General features: G+C 57.2%; 21 protein-coding genes. 9 read left to right on the top strand and 12 right to left on the bottom strand.

Annotation, left to right across the window (positions count from 1 at the left end; translation table 11 throughout):
- Window position 1: 1 nt before the first annotated feature.
- From SMC7_RS03050 to SMC7_RS03015, 8 genes are read left to right on the top strand one after another with little or no spacing between them, the layout of a single operon-like run.
- Window positions 2-1006, top strand: a complete 1005-nt coding sequence (locus SMC7_RS03050; protein WP_119088906.1) for a rod shape-determining protein — start codon at window positions 2-4, stop codon at window positions 1004-1006.
- Window positions 1007-1009: 3 nt separating this feature from the next.
- On the top strand, window positions 1010-1843 hold the full coding sequence (gene mreC, locus SMC7_RS03045; protein WP_119088905.1) for a rod shape-determining protein MreC: 834 nt from the start codon (window positions 1010-1012) through the stop codon (window positions 1841-1843).
- Window positions 1840-2325, top strand: a complete 486-nt coding sequence (locus SMC7_RS03040; RefSeq protein WP_119088904.1) for a hypothetical protein — start codon at window positions 1840-1842, stop codon at window positions 2323-2325. Before mreC ends, SMC7_RS03040 begins: the two co-directional genes overlap by 4 nt.
- Window positions 2318-4096, top strand: coding sequence for a penicillin-binding protein 2 (mrdA, locus tag SMC7_RS03035; RefSeq protein WP_119088903.1), 1779 nt, complete (start codon window positions 2318-2320; stop codon window positions 4094-4096). Before SMC7_RS03040 ends, mrdA begins: the two co-directional genes overlap by 8 nt.
- Window positions 4083-4712, top strand: coding sequence for a septum site-determining protein MinC (locus SMC7_RS03030; RefSeq protein WP_119088902.1), 630 nt, complete (start codon window positions 4083-4085; stop codon window positions 4710-4712). Before mrdA ends, SMC7_RS03030 begins: the two co-directional genes overlap by 14 nt.
- A 9-nt stretch (window positions 4713-4721) precedes the next feature.
- Window positions 4722-5831 (top strand): FtsW/RodA/SpoVE family cell cycle protein, encoded by a 1110-nt coding sequence (locus SMC7_RS03025; RefSeq protein WP_119088901.1) that lies wholly within the window; start codon window positions 4722-4724, stop codon window positions 5829-5831.
- A 1-nt stretch (window position 5832) separates the two neighbouring features.
- Window positions 5833-7680: a TIGR03960 family B12-binding radical SAM protein gene (locus SMC7_RS03020; protein ID WP_119088900.1), complete on the top strand. Its 1848-nt coding sequence runs from the start codon at window positions 5833-5835 to the stop codon at window positions 7678-7680.
- Between the two features lie 54 nt (window positions 7681-7734).
- The gene (locus SMC7_RS03015) at window positions 7735-8058 is read left to right on the top strand and encodes a hypothetical protein (protein WP_119088899.1); all 324 of its coding nucleotides are present in this window, start codon (window positions 7735-7737) and stop codon (window positions 8056-8058) included.
- Here SMC7_RS03015 and SMC7_RS03010 read toward each other — a convergent pair.
- The 9 genes from SMC7_RS03010 to SMC7_RS02970 form a co-directional block, all read right to left on the bottom strand.
- Complete coding sequence (locus SMC7_RS03010; protein ID WP_119088898.1) at window positions 8048-9049, bottom strand: DHH family phosphoesterase; 1002 nt, start codon at window positions 9047-9049, stop codon at window positions 8048-8050. The two genes, SMC7_RS03015 and SMC7_RS03010, sit on opposite strands and share 11 nt — an antisense overlap.
- A complete protein-coding gene (gene rbfA / locus SMC7_RS03005; RefSeq protein WP_119088897.1) occupies window positions 9046-9414 on the bottom strand; it encodes a 30S ribosome-binding factor RbfA in 369 nt (122 codons plus the stop codon). Before rbfA ends, SMC7_RS03010 begins: the two co-directional genes overlap by 4 nt.
- A gap of 44 nt (window positions 9415-9458) precedes the next feature.
- A complete protein-coding gene (gene argS / locus SMC7_RS03000; protein ID WP_119088896.1) occupies window positions 9459-11114 on the bottom strand; it encodes an arginine--tRNA ligase in 1656 nt (551 codons plus the stop codon).
- 4 nt (window positions 11115-11118) lie between these two features.
- Complete coding sequence (gcvPB, locus tag SMC7_RS02995; protein ID WP_119088895.1) at window positions 11119-12570, bottom strand: aminomethyl-transferring glycine dehydrogenase subunit GcvPB; 1452 nt, start codon at window positions 12568-12570, stop codon at window positions 11119-11121.
- Window positions 12571-12581: 11 nt separating this feature from the next.
- Entirely contained in the window at window positions 12582-13955 is a 1374-nt protein-coding gene (gcvPA, locus tag SMC7_RS02990) for an aminomethyl-transferring glycine dehydrogenase subunit GcvPA (protein ID WP_119088894.1), read from the bottom strand.
- Entirely contained in the window at window positions 13933-14313 is a 381-nt protein-coding gene (gene gcvH / locus SMC7_RS02985; protein ID WP_119088893.1) for a glycine cleavage system protein GcvH, read from the bottom strand. The genes gcvPA and gcvH overlap by 23 nt, the downstream gene beginning before the upstream one ends.
- 98 nt (window positions 14314-14411) lie before the next feature.
- The gene (gene rsmA / locus SMC7_RS02980; protein WP_119088892.1) at window positions 14412-15248 is read right to left on the bottom strand and encodes a 16S rRNA (adenine(1518)-N(6)/adenine(1519)-N(6))-dimethyltransferase RsmA; all 837 of its coding nucleotides are present in this window, start codon (window positions 15246-15248) and stop codon (window positions 14412-14414) included.
- Window positions 15249-15267: 19 nt separating this feature from the next.
- Complete coding sequence (locus SMC7_RS07565; RefSeq protein ID WP_119088891.1) at window positions 15268-16116, bottom strand: G5 and 3D domain-containing protein; 849 nt, start codon at window positions 16114-16116, stop codon at window positions 15268-15270.
- A complete protein-coding gene (locus tag SMC7_RS02970) occupies window positions 16113-16856 on the bottom strand; it encodes a hypothetical protein (RefSeq protein WP_119088890.1) in 744 nt (247 codons plus the stop codon). Before SMC7_RS02970 ends, SMC7_RS07565 begins: the two co-directional genes overlap by 4 nt.
- Before the next feature lie 212 nt (window positions 16857-17068).
- On the opposite strand from SMC7_RS02970, the gene SMC7_RS02965 reads away from it, so the two are divergent.
- Window positions 17069-18127, top strand: a complete 1059-nt coding sequence (locus SMC7_RS02965) for a DUF933 domain-containing protein (protein ID WP_119088889.1) — start codon at window positions 17069-17071, stop codon at window positions 18125-18127.
- Between the two features lie 56 nt (window positions 18128-18183).
- Here the strand turns inward: SMC7_RS02965 and hemW are convergent, their stop codons facing one another.
- The 3 genes from hemW to SMC7_RS02950 form a co-directional block, all read right to left on the bottom strand.
- On the bottom strand, window positions 18184-19338 hold the full coding sequence (hemW, locus tag SMC7_RS02960) for a radical SAM family heme chaperone HemW (protein ID WP_119088888.1): 1155 nt from the start codon (window positions 19336-19338) through the stop codon (window positions 18184-18186).
- Window positions 19322-21127, bottom strand: coding sequence for a translation elongation factor 4 (gene lepA / locus SMC7_RS02955; RefSeq protein WP_119088887.1), 1806 nt, complete (start codon window positions 21125-21127; stop codon window positions 19322-19324). The genes hemW and lepA overlap by 17 nt, the downstream gene beginning before the upstream one ends.
- 9 nt (window positions 21128-21136) lie before the next feature.
- A partial coding sequence (locus SMC7_RS02950) for an AAA family ATPase (RefSeq protein ID WP_165845092.1) occupies window positions 21137-21814 on the bottom strand: 678 nt, incomplete at its 5' end.

Below are 21814 nucleotides of genomic sequence, written 5' to 3'. Positions count from 1 at the left end.
CGTGGCATTTTTCTCAAAAGACCTGGCAATAGACCTTGGCACTGCGAACACAGTTGTATATGTCAAGAACAAGGGTGTCGTCATCCGCGAGCCTACCATCGTGGCGACCGATGCCAAGACTGGCACTGTGCTCGCCGTTGGCGACGACGCCAAGAAGATGGCAGGGCGCACGCCCCAGTCGATTACCGTGACACGTCCCCTGAGGGACGGTGTCATAGCAGACTTCACGGTAACCGAGAAGCTTCTTGAATACTTCATCCGAAAAGCCTCTGGGACAGGTCTCTTTGCCCGTCCACGCGTGCTTGTCGGAATCCCGTCCGGCATCACCCAGGTTGAGATGAAGGCCGTCATTGACGCAGCCCTCAACGCCGGCGCACGAGAGGCAAAGCTTATCCAGGAACCCATGGCAGCCGCCATCGGCGCCGACCTCCCTATCGCTGACGCTCGCGGAGTCATGATCGTCGACGTCGGCGGCGGTACGGCCGAGGTTGCGGTCATCTCGATGAAGGGCATCGTCACCTCACGGTCACTGCGCATCGCGGGCGACGAGATGACAGAAGCCATAGCGACCCATATTCGCCGCCGCTACAACCTGCTCATCGGGGATGTGACGGCCGAGGAAGTTAAACTCGCCATTGGCTCTGCGTACCCGCTCGAAAGCGAGAAGACCTATGAAGTACGAGGCAGAGATCTGATCAACGGCCTGCCAAAATCGGTCGAAGTCACGAGTGAGGAGATTCGCGACGCACTCAAGGAATCTTTGGAGCAGATTCTCGCGACGATCAAGTCGGCACTCGAGCTGACCCCGCCCGAACTCTCGGCGGACATCATCGACAGTGGCATCATGCTTTCGGGTGGCGGCGCACTTATCATGGGCTTTGACAAGTTCATCTCCACTCGTACGGGAATTCTCGTCAGCATCGCAGAGGATCCGTTGCTGTGTGTCGCCAAAGGTGCAGGCAGGGTCCTCGAAAACTACGATTCGCTGCACGAGGTTCTGATATAGCGAATGCCCGGTCCGGTACGGAAGCCTACCCGCAGGTCCACTAGCCTGCTATTCATAGCGCTATTCCTTGCGCTGGCGACCGTCATCGGACTGGCGTCCTATGGCGTTACGCTCGGGGGCCTTGCACTCAGTGGGGTTCAACGCGTTGCCCGGACCCTCGGCGGGGCTGTCTCAGCAGCAACTGACAGCGTGGCCGCATACGGTCAATCCCTGCTGTTTGCCCGAGGCATCTACGCTGAGAACGATACCCTCCGCAGCGAGAACCAGTATCTCGATGCTCGCCTGCGCCTCGCTCTCGGCGATCACGACGAACTGATACGGCTGCAAGCGCAGTTGGCGGTCCAACAACAGTTGCCGGTCAAGACTGTCCTTGCTCAGGTGACGGGAAGGGCAATGGGTATGAGCTCCATGGATGTGTTTATAGATCACGGAACGGCCTTCGGGGTAGCCGACGGCGCTGGAGTGTTTGTCGCAGACTCGACTGGCCAAGTTTATGTATATGGCAAAGTCCGGGGCGCATTCAAGTCCAATGCGACAGTGATCCCACTGCTGGATAGCAGGTGCGTCATCTCCGGCATCAACCGTCGCACCGGGGAGGACGTGCTCGTCAAGGGTACCGACGGAGAGTACTGTGATCTGTCATACATCTCCCCACTGCCCCAGTTCCAATCGGGGGATATCGTCATCACGTCCAGCAGCTCATCAACCTTTCCTCCCAACATCCCAATCGGCAGAGTGGACGCGCTAACCACGGGCACCGCGACACGCCTCGTCCTGCGCCCATTTGCTGCCGTCTGGGCGACACGCTACCTTCTGGTGACGCAGGGCTCGAAATGAGCTCGAAACAGCAGTATGCCGTCCTGGCAGGGGTTCTGGCCATCGAGGCATTCGTGTTTGCGTTGTTCTGCGGCATCGCGTTGCACACCCCGGGCGTGGGAGCCTTTGGCTTCCTCGTGGCAGTTGCTATTGTCTTCTACTACAGCGTGCGTCATCCCACATCCTTTGGCGTTGCCGCCGGACTTTTCAATGTACTCCTTCTGTCGTACTTCAGCCAGTCGCAGGGACTGCCCACTGCCCTGCTGCTGCTGCTGGTCGTTGGCGCCTCGCCCTACATCGAGCAACTTGCACCTGGCCTCGCTCGCGTAGCCTTCACGGGCGCCTATGCAGTCACGGCACTCGTTCTCGCCTTGTTCACAAGAGGCCGCGCTGCTCCCGGTCTCACAGCCCTGTTGTGGTATGTCGTTGTGGCAGCCGTCATAGGGCTGATGGAGTCTCGCTATCTGGTGAGGCGTTCGCCTCTCGAGCAGAACCATGGATAAGCTTCAACAGTCTCGCCAAACCCAGCGATTCCTTGCGGTCACCATCCTCTTCACGGTAATCCTGTTGGGCATCATGGCTCGCCTCTACTTTCTACAGGTCGTCAAGGGCACCTACTATGCAGGAGTCGCCGAAGACAATCGTCTTCGCATCATCAGCACGGATGCTCCACGGGGAGAAATCCGTGACAGGAACGGGATCGTTCTCGCAACCGATGTCCCCTCGTTCGACATTGTCGTGACGACCTATGACCTCAAGAACTCCGACCAGGAGTTGGGTGTCGTAGCCCAACTGACAGGCGCGAAGCTTCAGAGTCTCAAGGACACCGTGAAAAAGGCCGGCGTTGGTCCTTTTACGCCCATCACCGTCGCTCGCAACGTCAGCAAATCTGTCGCATTGAAGCTTGCAGAACAGGAACCAGACCTGCCTGGTATCCAGCTCGTCATGTCGACCAAGAGATCCTATCCCCAGGGAACCATGGCGGCACATGTCCTCGGGTACACAGGTGAAATAAGCGACATTCAACTCGAGGAGCTGCGAGCTGACGGCTACGTCATGAAGGACACGATCGGTAAGGACGGCATCGAGCTACAATACGAGTCGCTGCTGCGCGGCCAGAAGAGTCAGAAGCTCATCGAAGTGGATGCCAACGGCAAAGCCGTGAAGACGCTGCAGGAGAAGCCGGCTGCGCCTGGAAAGAGTATTATCCTGACCATCGATGCCCGTCTGCAGAAGACGTGCGAGGAACTTCTCGGAGACAACGAGGGCGCAGCGATCATGATGGATCCGCGCAATGGCGAGCTCCTGGCGCTGGCAAGTGCACCCACGTTCGACCCAAACAAGTTCATCTCCGGGATCTCCAGCGAAGACTGGAAGACGTGGTCCGTCAAAGGGTCTCTGTTCGACCGGGCAATTGCAGGCTCGTTCCCTCCAGCGAGCACGTTCAAGGTGGTCACCGGAACGGCGGGACTGGAAACGCGCACCATAACCGATCGAAGCATCATTTACTGTGGTGGAGGGTTGACGGTTGGAGGACGGCTGTTCAAGTGCTGGATCTGGCCAAGTCGTCATGGCAACGAAGACATCTACAAGGCCTATGCCGACTCCTGCGACAGCTACTTCTTCACCGTTGCCCGCCTGACCGGCATCGAGTCGATGGACACCTACGCGCACAAGTTTGGCATCGACAAGCCCACCGGCATCGACCTTCCTGGGGAGACAACCGGTTTCGTCCCGACACCGCAATGGAAACTCGGCAAGTACAACGAACCATGGTATGAAGGAGATACGATGAACATGGGCATCGGCCAGGGATACGTGCTGGAAACGCCCATACGCAACATCTCCATCTACAGTTCGATCGCGATGAATGGAACCCTTTGGCGCCCGCACCTCCTGAAGGCTTCGGTCGACCCCGCCACCAAAGCAGAAACGCAGACGACGCCCGTCGTTCAGGACACGCTCGGTATAAGCAATGCCACGCTGGCGACCGTGAAAAAGGGCCTCAATCTTGTTGCGAAGACCGGCGGAGTGGCACGCATTCTAGTCGGGGACATCGAGATGTGTGCCAAGACCGGCACGGCCGAAACCGGTACGCCGAATCTGTACCATACATGGCTGGTAGCATTCGCACCGATGGACAACCCCCAGGTCGCGGTCCTTCTCATGTTCGAGAACTCGCCCTACGAGCGCAGTACCAGTATGGCTCCACTCGTGCACACCATGTTACAGCAATACTTTGATCTGTACGGAGGGGAAAATGGCAGCAACTAGTCCAACGAACACTGTCGTGTTCAAGGGAAACCAAACGGAAATCCTGGCTCTCGTCAACCCCAAGGCAAAGTGGAAGGAAGCCGAGCACGTGCTTCTCATCCAGGCAGCCGCCCAGCATCACATCCTTCCTCAGCTCAAGCTCCAGATCGACCTTCAGAACCGGGCATGCGGCCTCAAGACGCTGGCCAAGCTGGAAAAGGATCTGCGGAAGCTCGTGGGCGACAACCTCGGCATAACCAATTACCGCATACGGGAATCGAAGAAGAGCACCCCTCCGTCTGAGACAGCCTTGATCATCGCTCGTGACTTGGTCAGAGGCGAAGTCATCCAGACGACGAAGGACGTCGTTGTAGTCGGCTCTATTCTCGAGGGATCGCGCGTCGAGACGATGCGTTCGTGTTTTGTATTCGGTGCTATCAGGGGAACTGTCCTGGCCGGCACCCAGGGAATTCAGGATGCGGTCATTACGTGCCTCGAGGTCGCCGGTGGCGCTTCACTCTCGGTCGGCAACGCAAGCGCCGTCCTTCATCTGGCCCCGGCGGGCATACGCAGTCATTACTACGTGGCGAGTGCTGCCCAGGGCCGACTGAACATCGAAACGCGCTTTCTAAAGTAGAGACGCTCTGTGAAGCCACATCGCCTGCCGCTGTTCTTCCTCATAAGCGTTCTGCTCCTCATCGGGTTCAGTTTGTCAACGTTTTATGTCGCGAGCCTTGCGGAACGCTACACGCTTGGGCACTTCGGGAGTTTCTACTCCTATTTCCAGAAGACGCTCCTGCTGCTTGCCCTCAGTCTGACCATTGCAGTCATGCTGCAATTCCTGAACTACCGGGTTTTCCGGTATCTCGCGATCCCGGCTTACGTTATACAGACAGGGCTACTAGTGGCAGTACTTTTCATCGGGACCGGTATGTACGGTTCACGACGATGGATCCCCATCGTGGGGTCATTTGGTCTTCAGCCGAGTGAGATACAGAAGCTGGTGATTATCTTTGTTGTTGCGTTGATCCTGACGTTGCCCCAGAAAAGGCTCAACACAGGCCTGAAAATCCTCCTTGTTATGGCCGCTGTTGTGCCATCTGTTCTTCTGGTCAAAAAGGAACCGGACCTGGGATCCGCGAGTCTCCTGCTCGCGATCTCTGTCGTCATGCTGGTTCATTTCCGGCTCACCGGCCGTCAACTGCTTGTTCTGGGGCTGGTCGTGGCACTTGCCGCAGGGGGGGCGTGGCTCAGCCTCAGGCCATATCAGCGTACGCGGATCGAGACGTTCCTGAATCCACAGGCAGACCCACTCGGCGATGGCTACAACGTCATCCAGTCCATCGTAGCCACTGGATCCGGCGGCATGTGGGGACGTGGCATCAAAGGAAGCACACAGGCCACTCTCTCGTTTGTTCCTGTACAGTACGCCGACTTCGTTTTTTCTCTCGTCGGAGAGCTGTTCGGGTTTGCCGGCAGTGCGCTGCTGGTTCTTCTCTTCATCATGCTCCTCTGGTCAACGTTCCTTGTCTTTCGATCGCTGACCGACGACTTTGCCCGATATATCGTCGTGGGCATAGGGGCCATGTGGTTTCTGCAAGCTGCCGTAAACATGGGCATGTCCATCGGCCTCTCGCCCGTCACCGGTATCCCTCTGCCGTTTATCAGCTATGGCGGATCGTCTCTGCTCACGCAGGTTGTGGCCGCTTCCATCGTCGTCAGCGTCTACCGTATCCGCGACGAACTGAGGTTCTAACATGGACATGCACTCTCTCGAACGTTTCGAAGGCCCTTCACGGTACGCAGGGAACGAGCTCAATGCCATCCATAAGGACTGGGAGGGTCGTTTTCGTGTCGCGCTCAGTTACCCCGACCTGTACGAGGTCGGCATGTCGTCTCACGGCATCCAGATCCTTTATCACCTACTCAACACCATCGACAGCGTCGTTGTAGAACGCGTGTTCGCCCCGTTCCACGACCTCGAGGCATGGCTCAGAGAACACGGGGTTCCCTTGTTCTCTCTCGAAAGTCGCCAGCCGCTGGGCTCGTTCGACGTCATTGCCTTCAGTCTCGGTACAGAACTCACTTATACGAACCTGCTCAACATGCTTGACCTGGCCAAGCTCCCCGTGCGGTCCGAGGACCGGAGCGAGTGGCCGATAGTCATTGCAGGTGGTAGTTGCACGTTCAACCCCGAACCCATGTCTGCCTTCGTGGACGCATTCGGTATCGGCGATGGCGAAGACCTCTTTCCAGAAATTGTGCGGAACCTTGCCGCGTCGCGCGCCGCCGGAGTAGGCCATCACGATGCGCTGGAGACATTGGCGCGCGACGTCGAGGGCGTTTATGTCCCATCCCTATACAAGACACGTCCTGCCCTCAACGAAGCGCCGTACGTTGTCGCCGAACCTATCTCATCGGAACTCCCCGCGACCGTACACAAGCGAGTTGTCGAGAGTCTCGACGATGCATTTGCTCCTGTCGCCCCGATTGTCCCGTATCGCGAACTCGTCCATGACCGGGGTGTCATCGAACTGTTCCGTGGGTGTGTGCGAGGCTGTCGCTTCTGCGAAGCCGGCATTTCATATCGCCCCACCCGAGAGCGATCGCTGGCATCCATCCAGAAGCAGCTCGAGCAACTCGTCGCCAACACCGGCTACGAAGAAGTTGGATTGCTGTCTCTGAGCAGCACCGACTACAGTGACCTGCCCGGGCTGGTCCGGCTCGTGCGCGCGTACAGAGAAAAGCACAAGGTAGCCATTTCGTTCCCGTCACTCCGCATGGAGAACTTCCCCGGCTATCTCGCAGACGAGATCAAGCAGACACGCGAAGGCTCGTTGACGTTTGCCATCGAAGCCGGCAGCCAGCGCCTCCGCGATGTCATCAACAAGAACATCACCGAAGAATCGATCTTTGAAACACTGCGGACCGTCTTTGGGAAAGGCTGGCATCTCGTCAAGTTCTACTTCATGTTCGGCCTTCCCACCGAGACGGAACAGGATCTCGATGCCATGGTCGACCTGGTGAGCCGCATCTACACTTTTGGCAAAGGTTTTCGCAGGGACATCGCCATCAATCTCAGTATCAACCCGTTCGTGCCTCGCCCCGATACTCCTTTTCAATGGTGCGCCCAGGATACGCCCGAGTCTTACGACGCCAAGATCGATCACCTCCGCAAAGGCTTTAGGGCCCTCAAGGGCAAGCTCCATGTCGAGTTTGGTGATCCACGCATCTCGTTCCTCGAGGGATTTCTCAGTCGTGGCGATCGCAGAGTATGCAATGTCATCGAGACAGCCTGGAAAAACGGAGCCAAATTCGATGCGTGGCGCGAGTATTTCAAGTTCGACGTTTGGCAGCTAGCAATTGCCGCTTCAGGCCTCGACGCCGCCGACTTCCTGTATCGCAGTATTCCTCTGCACGACGAGCTACCTTGGCAGGTCATCGATTCAGGAGTCTCGACAGACTTCCTCCGCGAGGAATACCTGTCCGCAGAGAAGAGCAAGCGTCTCTCGACATGCCGTGAGACAGGTTGCCATGCGTGCGGTATCCAGGAATATCTGAATCCCTGCCCGACATCAGCGCTCATCAACGCCACAAGCCCTTGACACAGCATCGGCATCACCTACCATGCTGATATCCTAGTGTGGAGGTGGACGACCGTGGAGCAACAGACGAATGGAACTCTCAACAACGATCTAGTCTTTGGGATACTATGCTATCTGGGCATCCTCTGGATCATCCCGCTTCTTGCCAATAAGAAGAACGAGTTCTTCCGCCTGCATCTGGCGCAAGGACTCGTTGTGCTGGTTCTGGAAGTCATTCTCGCAGTCTTGGGCCGCATCCCACTGATCAGGTTCGTGGCTGGCTGGTTCTGGTTCCTGCCAGGGCTGATTTCTGCGCTCGCAATCATCAAGATGCTCACCGGCGATACCATGTACCACCTGCCGGTCGTCTACGACATAAGCAGGAGTTTCAAATTCTAGAAGGCCCCAGGTATCTGTCCAGCTCGGCGAGGATACGCACTTCGGCTTCGCCGAGCTCGCTCCTGATGGTGCAACCGGCGGCGAGCAGGTGACCTCCGCCACCAAACGTGGTTGCTATGCGTTTGACATCAAACCCATACTTCCCGCGGAGGCTTACCTTGACCGATCCATCTGATGCCTCTTTGAACAGCACGACCGCCTTTGTTCCGACAATGCACCGCAATTCGTCTGTGATGCCTTCCGTGTCCTCATCCAGCGCGCCTGAGTCCGCAAGCATGTTCCGTGTCACGTAGGATACGACCACCTGCCCCCCGTACATAAGGCGCGAAGCTGCTACAGAAGCAGCCATGAGCCTCAGGCTTCCGTATGGCTTGGATTCGTAGATGCTACGGGAGATCTCATCGGGCGACGCGCCCAGTTCGATGAGTTGAGCTCCATGCACCAGGGAGAGAGCCTTGGTATTGGCGTATTGGAATGATCCGGTGTCCGCAATCAGACCGGTATAGAGAGCGGAAGCGATCCTGGCGTCGATCAGCCGGGGATCAATCAAGTTGAACAGCTCGAAGAGAATCTCGCAGCACGAACTGGCCGAACCGTCCACAGCAAACACCTCGCCAAAGCCTGCATTCGTATCGTGGTGGTCAATCACCAGACGTTCCACGCCGGAGAGAAACAAGGATTTCCACTCACCCAGACGATCGACATCGGCCGCGTCTACGCTGAGACACGTCACATCTGCGGCATCGATGCGAGCCGTAGCTTGGCCAGCGGACATGGTGTTCAGCAGTTCGTCCGTTGCCAGAAATTGATAGACACTCTGGACTTTGCCAGGGACAAACGCATGAACGCTCTTGCCCATTGCCTCCAGATACAGCGTAAGCGCCACCATAGAGCCCAGAGCATCGCCATCGGCAAACTCGTGGGTGAAAAGGAAGACATCACTCGCATCGCGAATCCTCGATGCAATCGTGTCAAGACCGACTCCTCTCATGAATCCGCGGGATCCTTCTTTTCGTTCTTCTCGAGCTCAGTGAGCAGTTCGACAACCTGAGTGCCCTTCACAAACCCTTGGTCGAAATGAAACGAAAGGAGGGGCGTGAAGCGCATCGAGACGTCAGCCGCCAGCCTCTGCTGGAACTTGCCCGATGCCCTGGACAGGGCTGCCATGAGAGCCTTCTGGCCGCTCTCGTCGCTCGACAGACTCGAAACGTACACCTTCGCCAGCCGTGTATCATTCGACAGGTCAATGCGAGTCACGGTCAGGAGTCGAAGGTCGGGGTCGTCCATCATGACCAGCTGACCCTCGACGCTACGCCGTATGAACGCTTCAAGCCGCAGTCTACGGATGTTCTTCATGCATACCTCACTTTGTGCTCACCGCACAGATGCAGGGAGCTCATTTACATTGATTCGGGGAGAGTAACGCCCAGAACATGGGCATACGCCTGCAGGAGACGCTGCGAGACCAGCACGAGCAGCATGCGGGCCTGTGCCAGACCTGTGTCTTCCTGGATGACCTTTTCTTTCTGATAGAATGCGTTGACCGACTTGGCAAGCTCACTTGCAAGATACAAGATCCGATGGGGCTGCCTCGTCCTTGCGGCGTCATCGACCTCATCCTGCGCTTTTAGCAGGCACTTCAGCAATTCACGGTCCTCAGGAGTCTTCAGTCGTGAAACGTCAGCCGGGCTTGCCGTGGAAGGAACAACAGCCCCGGTGCCACGTGCCTGACGTTCCACGCTGCAGAGCCTGGCATATGTGTATTTGAGATAATATGCCGGGTTGTCGAATGATTTCTCCTTGGCAACCTCAAGGTCGAACTCCAGCTCAGAGTCAGCCGACGAAAGGAGGAAGAAAACGCGTGCCTGATCCTTGCCCACCTCGCGTACGAGGTCAGCCAGCTCGATGATTTCGCCTGTCTGTTTAGAGAGGACGACATGCTGTCCACCGCGCAGGAAGTGTACGATCTGGTAGATGATGACCTCCAGGAAATCATCTGGAAGTCCAAGACTCTTCATGAGAGCCTGCATGGGTACGATATGACCTATATGATCCGCACCAAAGACATCGATGCTCTTCACATATCCGCGCTGGAACTTGTTGAAGTGGTAGGCCGCGTCGGTGAGTGTGTAGGTCGGCTCTCCATCACGCCGTACGAGTACTCGGTCCTTGTCGTCACCAAAATCGGTCGAGCGCAGCCAGACGGCATCATCCTTCTCATACACGACACCTCGATCCCGGAACTGCTGAAGAACGCGATCGTTCCATCCGTTCTCGATGAGATACCGCTCTGAGAACCAGGTGTCGAACGAAACACCCATTTCTTCCAGGGCCTGACGAATCGATGCCAGCACAAGCTCTTTCCCGTCCTCTCCTATAACAGCAAGGCGCTGCTCTTCAAGCAGGGAAAGCAACTCCGACCCTTTGCGATCATAGATGGCTTGCGCCAGATCCGGCACATAAGCCCCATGGTAACCTTCATCGGGCATAGGATGTTCCAACCCAAGCATCGGAAAAACGTAGTGCGCAATCGACTCCGTGAAGAGCTTCATCTTCGACCCATAGTCGTTGACGTAATACTCACGATCCACCCGATATCCCTGGGTCTCCAGAAGCGTGGCAAGAACCGATCCGAGCGCTGCTCCACGGCCGTTACCTACATGCAGGGGCCCGGTCGGGTTGGCACTCACGAATTCTACCTCGATCTTCTGGCCATTCGCTTCCTTCTGGAGCAGCACAACGGGCTCTGTGCCGAGCATGGAACTCAACTGATCGGCCACAAACGAATCCGAGAGCCGGATGTTGATATACCCGGGGGCGACCGCCTCGGCGAGTCCGGCACAGGCTATAACTGCGACAGCAGGTTGCAAGTCCTGTGCAATAGCGACGGGCGCCCTGTGTCGTGTCCTGGCCAGTTTCATGGGAAGCGAAAGCGTGTAGTCGAGAAAGCCGGGGCGGGACAGCGAGCAACATGCAAGAGGGGCCTCCTCCGCAGAGAGGAGGTCCCTGAGCGCGAGGCTGACCTGCCGGTCTATTGTCTCACGTAGGTTCAGCACTCAGTCAGGTTCCTTTCTTGTCACGATGACTCGTGATCAGATGACGAGCTGCATACGTCTCATTGACGCGGGTCACTACCGTATCATGCGGAGCAGACAGCAGGAGGTCTGGATTCTCTTTCGCCTCCTGACTGATCTTGATGAGAGCGTCGCAGAACGAATCCATCGTCTCCTTGCTCTCGCTCTCGGTCGGCTCGACCATCATGACCTCTTCTGCATATGGCGGGAAGTGAGGGAAGTAGATCGTCGGGGGATGATACCCATAGTCCATCAATCGTTTGGCGATGTCGAGCAACGTCACGCCATACTTGTCGTAGCCCTTTGCACTCAAAACCGTTTCGTGCATGACGGGTCTGTCGTAGGCAGGCGGGAAATACGGGCTCAGTAATGCCTTGACATAGTTCGCGTTGATGACTGCCGCCCGGCTTGTCGCCAAAAGACCATCCCGGCCCATCATCTTGATGTACACATAGGCGCGGGCTAGTACGGCGGTATTGCCATAGAATCCGGACATACGGCCGATCGTGTGCGGCCTGTTTTCATCCAGAGCGTACTGACCGCCTCTGCACACGACAACGGGGATCGGCAGGTAGTCGGCCAGGAACTTCTTGACACCAACAGGAGCAGCGCCCGGACCTCCACCACCATGTGGAGTGGCGAATGTCTTGTGAAGGTTCAGATGAACCACATCAAACCCCAGATCACCTGGACGGATAAGACCCATCAGGGCATTAAGGTTTGCCCCGTCGTAGTACAGAAGACCTCCGCGAGCATGCACGAGTTCGGCGATCCGCGTGATGTTCTCCTCGAACAATCCCACAGTGTTCGGGTTGGTCAGCATGATTGCCGCCACCGTATCATCCATGAGCTTGTCCAGTGCATCCATATCGACTCCGCCTCGCTCGTTGGAGGGAACGGTCACGACCTGGAATCCGGCCATCGACGCTGACGCAGGATTTGTCCCGTGGGCAGAATCAGGGATCAGCACTTTCGTCCGCTTGGCATCGTGGTCACGCATGTAGGCATGGATAATGAGCATGCCCGTCAGCTCCCCATGCGCCCCACATGCGGGCTGCAGTGTGAAGTCGTCCATACCGGTGATCTCCTGCAGAGACTCCTTCAGCTCGAACTCCATCTGCAGGATACCCTGGTTGCCTGCCGCATCATCCAGCGGGTGACGCGCAGTCAGCCTTGGATCAGCAGCCATTCGCTCGTTGATTTTGGGGTTGTACTTCATTGTGCACGACCCCAGCGGGTAGAAGCCGGTGTCGACGCTGTAGTTCATCGTCGCCAGATTCGTGAAATGGCGCACCAGGTCAAGTTCTGCGACCTGTGGCAGCGATTTCACCGCAGCGCGCGCAAACTCAGGAATATATCTTTCGGCTACAGCCCTGTCCTCCTCGAACCCAAACGAGAATGCTGACCGGCCTGCCACGCTCTTCTCAAATAGAGTCATCTTCGACCACCTCAGCTCAATGCGCCGAGAACCTGCTTAAGAATACTGTCCTTGAGCATCTCGGTCGCGCAGATCAGGTACGTATGAGGCATTCCCTGGACTTCCGGGGCAATGCCACGGGCGAGAGCGAGCGGTGGAAACACGGGCACACCCGCCAGTCGGGAGCGCATGTCTTCGGGAGGGATCGAACTGGCAAGGACTGCTTCATTGAACACCGGACTCTGCTTGAAAACACGGGTGAAATGCCCGGTGGCCTCAAGTCCGCTGACCAGCTTCTGCAGCTTCGCAACGTTCTCACAGGCAAGTGCTCTGAATCCCGACTCGCCCACGCTGCCAAGGTACACGGCAGCCGTCAGGGCGTTGAGCGCATGGTTCGAGCAGATATTAGACGTCGCCTTCTCGCGTCGAATGTCCTGTTCGCGAGCTCTCAACGTCATGACAAATGCCTGGCGACCCTTGGTGTCGATGGACTCACCGACGATTCGACCGGGAAAGTCACGGTTATACTTCTTCAGGGTGGCAAAGACGCCAAGATGCGGCCCGCCAAATGACATCGAGAGACCAAGCGACTGCCCGTCGCCGACGACCACGTCCGCTCCGGTGCCAACACCATACTTGAGCAGTCCCAGAGCCATCGCTTCGGTGAAGGATTCGACAAACAGGGCATCGTGCCTGTGGACGATCGTTCCGATGGCACCAAGATCTTCGATAATGCCCAGGTAGTTTGGACTCTGGACGAGAACTGCGCTGCATGCAGTGACAGACAGTTTTGACTCCAGGTCTTCCATGGATACGCGTCCGTCGCCATTCATTTTGACGACATCGACGGCAATCCCATGCGGTTCCAGGTAGGTCCGGACCGTTGCCAGATAGTCGGGGTTCACCGTTGCGGCTACGAGCACCCGGTCGGCCTTTTTGACACGATGAGCCATCAACATGGCTTCAGCGGTCGATGAGGCGCCATCGTACATCGAGCAGTTGGCCAATTCCATATCGGTGAGTTCCACCATGAACGATTGGAACTCGAACAGGGACTGTAGCGTCCCCTGGCTTATCTCGGGCTGATATGGCGTATACGCCGTGACGAAACCCGGGAGGGACGCAAGGTGTGGAACAACAGCCGGTATGAAATGCATGTACGCCCCGGCGCCCAGAAGAGAGGCCTTCCTGGGGCCCGAGTTCTGGGACATCATAGTGTCCCAGTAGTCGACCATCTGATCCTCCGTCAATCCGTCAGGGAGGTCGAGACCACCTTCGACGCAGGAGTTGCCGGCAAAACACTTGACGATGTCGTCAAACTGTAGGCCGATCTTCTGCAGCATCGCCTGCTGCTCATCACCTGTCGCCGGAATGAACGAGAACCTATTCCTTCCTGTACTCTGCATAGTCAGTAGCACTCATCAGACCATTCAGCTCATCCGGGTTCGAAAGCTCGATCTTCGCCAGCCAGCCAGCTCCAAACGCATCACTATTGAGAAGTTCAGGCTTCGCGGTGACTTCGTGGTTGACTTCGAGAACCTTGCCCGACACGGGCGTATAGACGTCTGAGGCAGCCTTGACCGATTCCACAGAGGTCAGGAGGTCTCCTGCCTTCAACGTCGAGCCGACAGAGATGTCACCGACGAACACGACATCCCCCAGCTTGCCCTGGGCGTAGTCAGAGACTCCAACGACTGCAACGCCACCCTCGACGCGTACCCACTCGTCCGACTTCGCATAACGTGCATCGTTCTGAATCTTCATGATCGCATACCTCCCGAAATGAGATGACTTGGTCTGCCGAGAAATTCTACTCCCGATGAGGGAAAAGGCAACACGACGGGCGTTTTGGATGCCCTCGATCAGACCCGAGTCACCTGGGAGACCGCCCGAAACAAGTTGATGAACTCCGAGGGGGTGAGGACCTCCGGCCGAAGCTGAGATATCTCGGCGAACTCACCTGTAAGCGGGACACCAAGTCGGCGAAAGAAGTCAGCCAGTTTCTTGCGCCTGTGCAGGAATGACTGCTGAACAAATCGCATGAATGGCGCGACTTCGGCGTCCTCCAACCCGCTTGGACGTCTGAGAAATCCCAGGAGGGTCGAACTGACCTCAGGACGCGGGAAAAACACGTCAGGCGAAAGGTCGAGCAGCCGCTTGATATCGAAGAATGTCTGGGCCACAACAGACAGCGAACTGTAGTCACCGTTCCCGGAATGAGCGGCAAGACGGGTTGCGAACTCCCGCTGGAACAGCAGGCAGGCTTGCCGGATACAATCGGTTCGAATGAGCTTCAGGACAGTCTCGGAGGACCGAAGATAGGGGAGATTCCCCATAAGCACCAGGATCTCGCCCTCATGTCCCAGAGCACACCAGTCCGCTTCCAAGGCATCCTCGTACCTCAATTCGATGCGTGTCCGGAGAGGGTCATCGGCCAGAAGGGCGTCATGGACCTTGCGAAGACGCTGGTCAATCTCGTAGGCAACCACGCGTTTGCCACGCTCAGCAAGAATCCCGGTCAGAGCAAGCGCCCCCGCACCTACCTCGACGAACACCACGTTCTCATCTGAAGGGAATAGTGAAGCCATGGAGGCAAGAACGTTGCCGTCGACCAGGAAGTTCTGTCCGAGGCGTTTGGACAAGACAACACCCGTCCGGTTCAGCAAGTCGCGAAGCGCAGTTGGGGTGAGTGTGTTCATATTGTGGACTTCCTACTCGTCATTCCAGAACGAACACACGGGCCCAGCGCCTTCCCCACTTCGCCATTTCGTCAGACGAGTAGAAGAACACGTCGATCCGATTGCCCTTGATGGCCCCGCCCGTGTCGCCGGCTATGGCGTACCCGTAGCCTTCGACATAGAGCTTGCTGCCAAGCGGTATGACCTTCGGGTCGACTGCCACCACGCCGCGTCCAGACTTCATCCCCGAGGCCGTCATCCACGGATTGCCATCCGTCTCCTGAACCGTCGGCGAATAGGCGGTGGCCTCCATGAAGAACTCGTTCGTCGCTCCACCGCGATAGACGGACTTCCCGACAGCCAATGCGTCACCGGCGGGCGGCGCGACCAAGGAGTCGGAAACGAGGGCCCGCGATACCAGTGCGCCATTCTCGTAGAGAAGACGGAATACGCGCTGGCGCACGCCACCCGTGCCGGGCTTCCACACGACCACCTGTCCTCTGGCTGCCGACTGCTCGGGCACATACCGGAGGTCATACGGAACCCGTTCCCGTACCGTGACCGTTCTCTGGCTCACCTGGACAAGTCTCACTGGGCCAACTGCTCGCGACACATCCCATGATGGCCCATCCCGCAACACTCGGATCATCTGCTGACGGTGCGTCAGCAATTCGATGCCGACGCACACGTCCTGGACTACTACGCCTGCTCCCGGACCAAGAACAATACCTGCGTCGGTTGCGATCTGCACGGCATTCAGTGACGTCGCCTGAACCGTCCGACGCGCCACAAGGTTCATCGGGGCAGACGATCGCATCGACAGGAGCAATGCTCCAGAGACGACAGCGGTCACAGCGACGGTCAGGTGCCGCGCCCGACCGGTACTCACTTTGATGAGGTCTTCTCCAGCAACTCGCGTATGCGAGTCAGGTTTCGATTGATCTCGCTCAGGACGGCAAGCACGGCGCCGTCGCCCGCGAAATCGAACTGGTCGAACGAGGTTGTCGGAACCCCTGCAGAGACAGACGAGTCCAGCACTGCCTGAGTATCCGGCTGGCCAAGTTGGACGACGGCATCGACGAAGTACTCTTTGCGCGTGTCCTCATCGGCTTCGGTACTGTTGACCTGGGAGATAAGAGACGCTCGCTGCAGTGCAGCCCGCTCCTCTGTGTCACGCTCGCTGCCAAACACGGGGCTCAGGATGATCGTCGGAAAGGCATACCAGCTGTTGCCGCGGCCGGTCGTGAGTCCCATGTACTCACAGAACCCCATCAACGTCGCAGGACCGATCTGCAGGCATCTTCCATGTTCGTCCACAAACACCAGGATGCTCGACGCCGTGCCGTGTATCGGCAGCTTCCGAGTAGCACCGATAGCGGCAGAAAGGCCCTGTCTGGCGAGTCTTACGCCTCGTGTCCACCCAATCTGCTTCGCCAGCTCGGGGAAAAGCCCCCCGAAGTCGACATAATCCTCACTACGGAGCAGACGCGTGATGTACCATGCCTTGTCCGTCGCAAGCAGCCCATAGGTCTTGTCGAGTTCACTGGAGTACGTCACCGTCTCCCTGTGACTAGCGAGTATCTTGCGCTGCACAGCGCGCAGCGCTCCACGTACCGTCTTGATCTTCATCTGATAGGTTGTCTCCCGAGACGACAGTGTATAATGTCAGCCTCACCATGTCAATCGGCGGTTGCTGGAGGAATAAGCCGACAGCCCGTCCTGACCAGGTTCCCGCTGTTCCACGAAGCCCGTTGCCTCCCGATCCTTGCAACACGTTTATGACGCAAGTATACTAAAGAAGAGTCTGCAAGCATGAACGACCACATGAGAAGGAGTTGCCAATGAAGATTGGAATAATCGGTCTGCCTCAAACGGGCAAGACCACGCTGTTCGGAGCACTGACCAGAGGAACCACGCAGGCATCACAGTCCAAGACGAACCTCGCGGCCGTCGGCGTCGCCGACACTGACTTGGACTATCTGGCCGACGTCTTCAAGCCCAAGAAGACGACGCCCGCCAGCGTTGAGTTTGCTGATGTCCCAGGTATACCGTCGGGCCAGGAAAACGCTTCACGACGCAATGAACTGTTGAAAGACGTGAAGAACGTCGAGGCGCTGGTTGAGGTATTTGACGCATTCACGCAGGTGCCTTCTGCCACAACCATCAGGGATCAGATAGAGAATTTCGAATTGGACCTTGCCCTGGTAGATCTGGAAATCGTGGAACACCGGCTGGAGCGTATGAAGAAGGAGAAAATGACGCCTCTGCTCGAACGGGAGCGGGACCTCCTCTCGGGTGCCCAGTCATGCCTTTCGGGAGGAAAGGGACTGCGTAGTCTCGGTCTGTCCGATGAAGACAAGAGCTTACTCACTTCCTACGCGTTCATCACGCTGAAGCCGGTGATGTATGTCATCAATATCACGATGACGGACGAAACCGCGGCCAGAAACCTCGAGGCGACCCTCACGGCTGCTGCAGACCAGTTGGACGCAACGGTCATGGTGCTGGATGCAAAACTGGAACGCGAGATCGCCGAACTACCTGCTGCTGAACAACTCGAGTTCCTCCAGGAATTTGGTCTTTCCGGATCGGTTATCGACACGTTTGTCGGCAGAGCGTATCAGCTACTCAAACTCGAGACGTTCTACACGGCGGGAGAAGACGAGTGCAAAGCCTGGGTCATTGAGGCCGGCACCCGTGCCCGAGGTGCTGCAGGGAAGATCCACACGGATATCGCGCGTGGATTCATTGCAGCCGAAGTCATCTCGCTGGATGACTTCCGTAAAGCCGGAAACTCCTTCAAGGTTGCCAAGGAGAAGGGACTGCTGCGTATAGAGGGCGAGAGTTACGTCGTGAAAAACAAGGAGATCACCCACTTCCGGTTCAACGTTTCTCACTAACGGGGAACGCTTGTCACGACCGTCCCCGGCCATAAAGGCCGGGGCTTTTGATGTCCTCAGATGAATGCCTCGGCCACGAGATTGTTCAGTTCGAGGCCCTTCTGTGTACATACTGCCCTGTCCTTCAGGACGCTGATGAGTCCATCGCCCACGAGCCGGGCAAGAGTGTCACGAAAGACGACCCGCGCGTCGTCTCGAAACAGCTCGCTGAAGGTCGCGAAATCGAGGCCGGCACCGGGCAAGCGCATACGCAGCATCGCATACTCGCCTTCCCGAGAACGACCCTCGAGCCGTTCTTCGCTATCGACGGGAAGCCTGCCGTTCAGAACGGCCGCGAGGTACATTGCCATGTCACTGACATTCGTCCATCTTCTGCCTGACATGAATCCAGATGCTCCCAAGCCGAGACCGACGTAGTCGGTGAACAGCCAGTAGCCGAGATTGTGGTGCGAAACAAAACCGGAGCGGGCGAAATTGGAGATCTCGTAGTGCTCAAATCCACTTTCCACAAGCAGGCTCCATCCTTCCCGCATCGTTGCCAGAACCGTGTCGTCGTCTGGCATGACTTCGCGGCCTTCCGCGATGGACGTGGCCAACGGGGTACCGGCAGCCAGGGTCAGGTTGTACCAGGAGATGTGCTCCGGAGAAAGCTCGACAGCGTGTCTCAGCGAAGCAACCTCTTCACCAGGCAGAGAGCCGGGAAGTCCATACATGAGATCCAGAGACAGGTTGTGGATCCCCGCCTCCCGTGCCTTCCGAAGTACGCGTTCAGCCCCTGCCGAATCATGCAGGCGTCCCAGTCTCTTCAGCGAGCAATCGCTGAAGCTCTGGACTCCAACACTCAAGCGGTTGATACCTGCGTCGGCGTACGCCCGGATTTTCGAGACATCAAGGCTGTCCGGATTGCTTTCCATGGTGATCTCGCAATCCAGCATTGCCGGCACCGCAGACCTCACCCCGTCGATCAGCCGCCGAAGTTGCAGAGGCTCCAACAGGGAAGGTGTACCACCGCCCACATAGATGGACTGCACAGCGAGGTCCTGTCGGCGTAATGTCTCTGTCCACAAGCCCCACTCGGAAAGCAACGCCTCCATATACTCGTTGGGAACACCCGTTGCCCCTCCAGTCGACAGGAAGTCACAGTAGTTGCATCTTCTGCGACAGAAGGGAATGTGGAAATAGACGCCGACCGGTCTAGTCGTCCGACTCACGCTTGAGAATGGAGAGAAACGCCTCCTGGGGAATGCTCACCTTGCCGATCTGCTTCATCTTCTTCTTGCCCTCTTTCTGTTTCTCCAGAAGCTTCCGTTTTCGTGTGACGTCTCCACCATAACACTTGGCCAAGACGTCCTTGCGCAACTGGACGATGTTCTCGCGCGCTACAATCTTCCCACCGATTGCGGCTTGTAACGCAACTTCGTACATCTGCCGGGGAACATACTTGCGCAGCCGCTGTAGCATCGACCTTGCGATGTGCTGGACTTCATCTTCGTGGGCGATGAACGAGAGTGCGTCGACGGGCGTTCCGTTGACCAGGACATCGACCTTGGCGAGCCGTTCCTTGCGATACCCTGCCAGCACATAGTCAAGCGTTCCGTACCCCTTCGTGATCGATTTCAGTCGATCGAAGAAATCCGTGATAATTTCTGACAACGGGAGCTCATATTCCAGGACCGCCCGCCGGCTCTCGGGGTAGGACATGTTGATATAGATGCCCCTGCGCTTGTTGGTGAGTTCCATGACGTCTCCGATCGCTTCATGCGGCACCACAATCTCGGCTTTGACGAAGGGCTCCTCGATGCGTTCGATTTCTCCCAGCGGGGGAAACTTCGAAGGACTGTCGGCAAGGACTTCCTCTCCGGTATTGCGCTTGATAACTCGGTATCGCACATTCGGAACGGTGACGATGATGTCCTGGTTGTACTCGCGGCGGAGGCGCTCCGTAATAACCTCAAGGTGCAGGAGTCCGGAAAACCCGCACCGGAACCCAAAACCCAAGGCCCCCGACGATTCAGGTTCAAATGTGAGAGAAGCATCATTCAGTTGTAGACGCTGCAGTGATGACTTGAGCCCCTCATAGTCGTTGGCATCAATAGGGTAGAGTCCCGCAAAAACCATTGGAAGCACCGGCCTGTACCCCGGTACGGGCTCTGCAGTCGGCCGGGCTGCGCTCGTCACGGTGTCCCCGATATGAACCTCGGCAGGAACCCGGATCACCGCAGCGAAGTAGCCGACGTCCCCAACTGTCAAGGCATCCGTCACGACAGGCGTCAGCTCGAAGTACCCTACCTCGACGACATCGAACTCGGTGCCAGTGGCCATGAACTGGATACGGTCTCCCTTCTCGATGGTCCCTTCGAAAACCCTGATGTGAACAACTACGCCCTTGTAAGTATCAAAGTGTGAGTCGAACACGAGACATTTGAGCGGGGCGTCGGCGTCGCCGGAAGGACTCGGAACCTTGTCCTCGATGACGCGAAGCAGCTCGTCCACTCCGAGCCCTGTCTTTGCGCTGACAAGTGACGCGTCCGAGGCATCGAGTCCGATGATCTCCTCGATCTCCCGTTTCGTCTCATCCACGTCGGCATTTGGCAGATCGATCTTGTTGACGGCAGTGATGATCGTGAGGTTGTGATTCAGCGCGAGGTAGGTATTGGCAACAGTCTGCGCCTCGACACCCTGCGTCGCGTCCACGACAAGCACAGCTCCTTCGCAGGCGGCTATGCTGCGCGAGACTTCGTAGGTAAAATCGACGTGGCCGGGCGTATCAATCAGATTGAACACCACCGGCGAACCGTCTCGTCCGGTATACGTCAGGCGGATGGGATGTGCCTTGATCGTGATGCCGCGTTCCTTCTCGATGTCCATCTGATCCAGGACCTGGTCACCCTTGTTTTTCAGAATGAAGCCGGCTCGCTCAAGAAAACGGTCGGCAAGCGTGGACTTGCCGTGATCAATATGGGCAATGATACAGAAGTTGCGTATGCTTTTCGGATCCATGACTCCAGCCTATTCTGCTGGCGCAGCCTCTCTCAGTGCTGACTCGAAGACCACCTTCTCGCCATCGCTCGTCACGACGATGGTATCGCCGTGCTTGAACTCACCCTCCAGGATCCGATATGACAGCTCGTTTTCCACTTCATGCTGGATCAACCTCAGCAGCGGCCGGGCACCATACTCGGGATTAAAACCCTTGCGTGCAAGATACGACACCAGCTCGAGGCTGAACTGGAGGTGCATGTCCTCCTCCTCGATCTCCCTGGTTACTCTCTTCAGCAGGATCGCTACGATCTTCTCGATGTCCTCGACCGTCAATTGGTTGAACACGACGATCTCGTCGACCCGGTTCAGGAATTCCGGCTTGAAACTGTGCTTGAGTTCGTCCATCATGGATGCAGTGTGGGCTTCTGCCTCACCGCCCTCTCCGGGCAGCTTGAATCCGAGGCCACCCATCCGATTGAACCCGCCCCCGATGTTGCTCGTCATGATAATGACGGCGTTCCGGAAATCGATCGTCCTTCCACTCGAGTCGGTCAGACGTCCATCGTCCATGATCTGAAGCAGAATATCGAAGACGTCTGGATGGGCTTTCTCGATCTCGTCGAACAGGACAATGCTGAATGGGCGGCGCCTCACGGCCTCGGTCAATTGCCCGCCCTCTTCGTATCCTACGTAGCCGGGAGGGGC

The organism is Candidatus Cryosericum terrychapinii, from assembly GCF_003570925.1.
Classification (GTDB): Bacteria; Caldisericota; Caldisericia; order Cryosericales; family Cryosericaceae; genus Cryosericum; species Cryosericum terrychapinii.
This window is presented reverse-complemented; position numbering and strand designations above follow the sequence as displayed.

Excerpts from the sequence above, each read along its gene's own strand:
- gcvPA (WP_119088894.1), bottom strand. The coding sequence starts at position 13,955 with ATGCAGAGTACAGGAAGGAATAGGTTCTCGTTCATTCCGGCGACAGGT.
- SMC7_RS03030 (WP_119088902.1), top strand. The coding sequence starts at position 4,083 with ATGGCAGCAACTAGTCCAACGAACACTGTCGTGTTCAAGGGAAACCAA.
- lepA (WP_119088887.1), bottom strand. The coding sequence starts at position 21,127 with ATGGATCCGAAAAGCATACGCAACTTCTGTATCATTGCCCATATTGAT.
- SMC7_RS03010 (WP_119088898.1), bottom strand. The coding sequence starts at position 9,049 with ATGAGAGGAGTCGGTCTTGACACGATTGCATCGAGGATTCGCGATGCG.
- rsmA (WP_119088892.1), bottom strand. The coding sequence starts at position 15,248 with ATGAACACACTCACCCCAACTGCGCTTCGCGACTTGCTGAACCGGACG.
- rbfA (WP_119088897.1), bottom strand. The coding sequence starts at position 9,414 with ATGAAGAACATCCGTAGACTGCGGCTTGAAGCGTTCATACGGCGTAGC.
- gcvPB (WP_119088895.1), bottom strand. The coding sequence starts at position 12,570 with ATGACTCTATTTGAGAAGAGCGTGGCAGGCCGGTCAGCATTCTCGTTT.
- mreC (WP_119088905.1), top strand. The coding sequence starts at position 1,010 with ATGCCCGGTCCGGTACGGAAGCCTACCCGCAGGTCCACTAGCCTGCTA.
- gcvH (WP_119088893.1), bottom strand. The coding sequence starts at position 14,313 with ATGAAGATTCAGAACGATGCACGTTATGCGAAGTCGGACGAGTGGGTA.
- mrdA (WP_119088903.1), top strand. The coding sequence starts at position 2,318 with ATGGATAAGCTTCAACAGTCTCGCCAAACCCAGCGATTCCTTGCGGTC.
- SMC7_RS03040 (WP_119088904.1), top strand. The coding sequence starts at position 1,840 with ATGAGCTCGAAACAGCAGTATGCCGTCCTGGCAGGGGTTCTGGCCATC.
- SMC7_RS02970 (WP_119088890.1), bottom strand. The coding sequence starts at position 16,856 with ATGAAGATCAAGACGGTACGTGGAGCGCTGCGCGCTGTGCAGCGCAAG.
- SMC7_RS03020 (WP_119088900.1), top strand. The coding sequence starts at position 5,833 with ATGGACATGCACTCTCTCGAACGTTTCGAAGGCCCTTCACGGTACGCA.
- SMC7_RS02965 (WP_119088889.1), top strand. The coding sequence starts at position 17,069 with ATGAAGATTGGAATAATCGGTCTGCCTCAAACGGGCAAGACCACGCTG.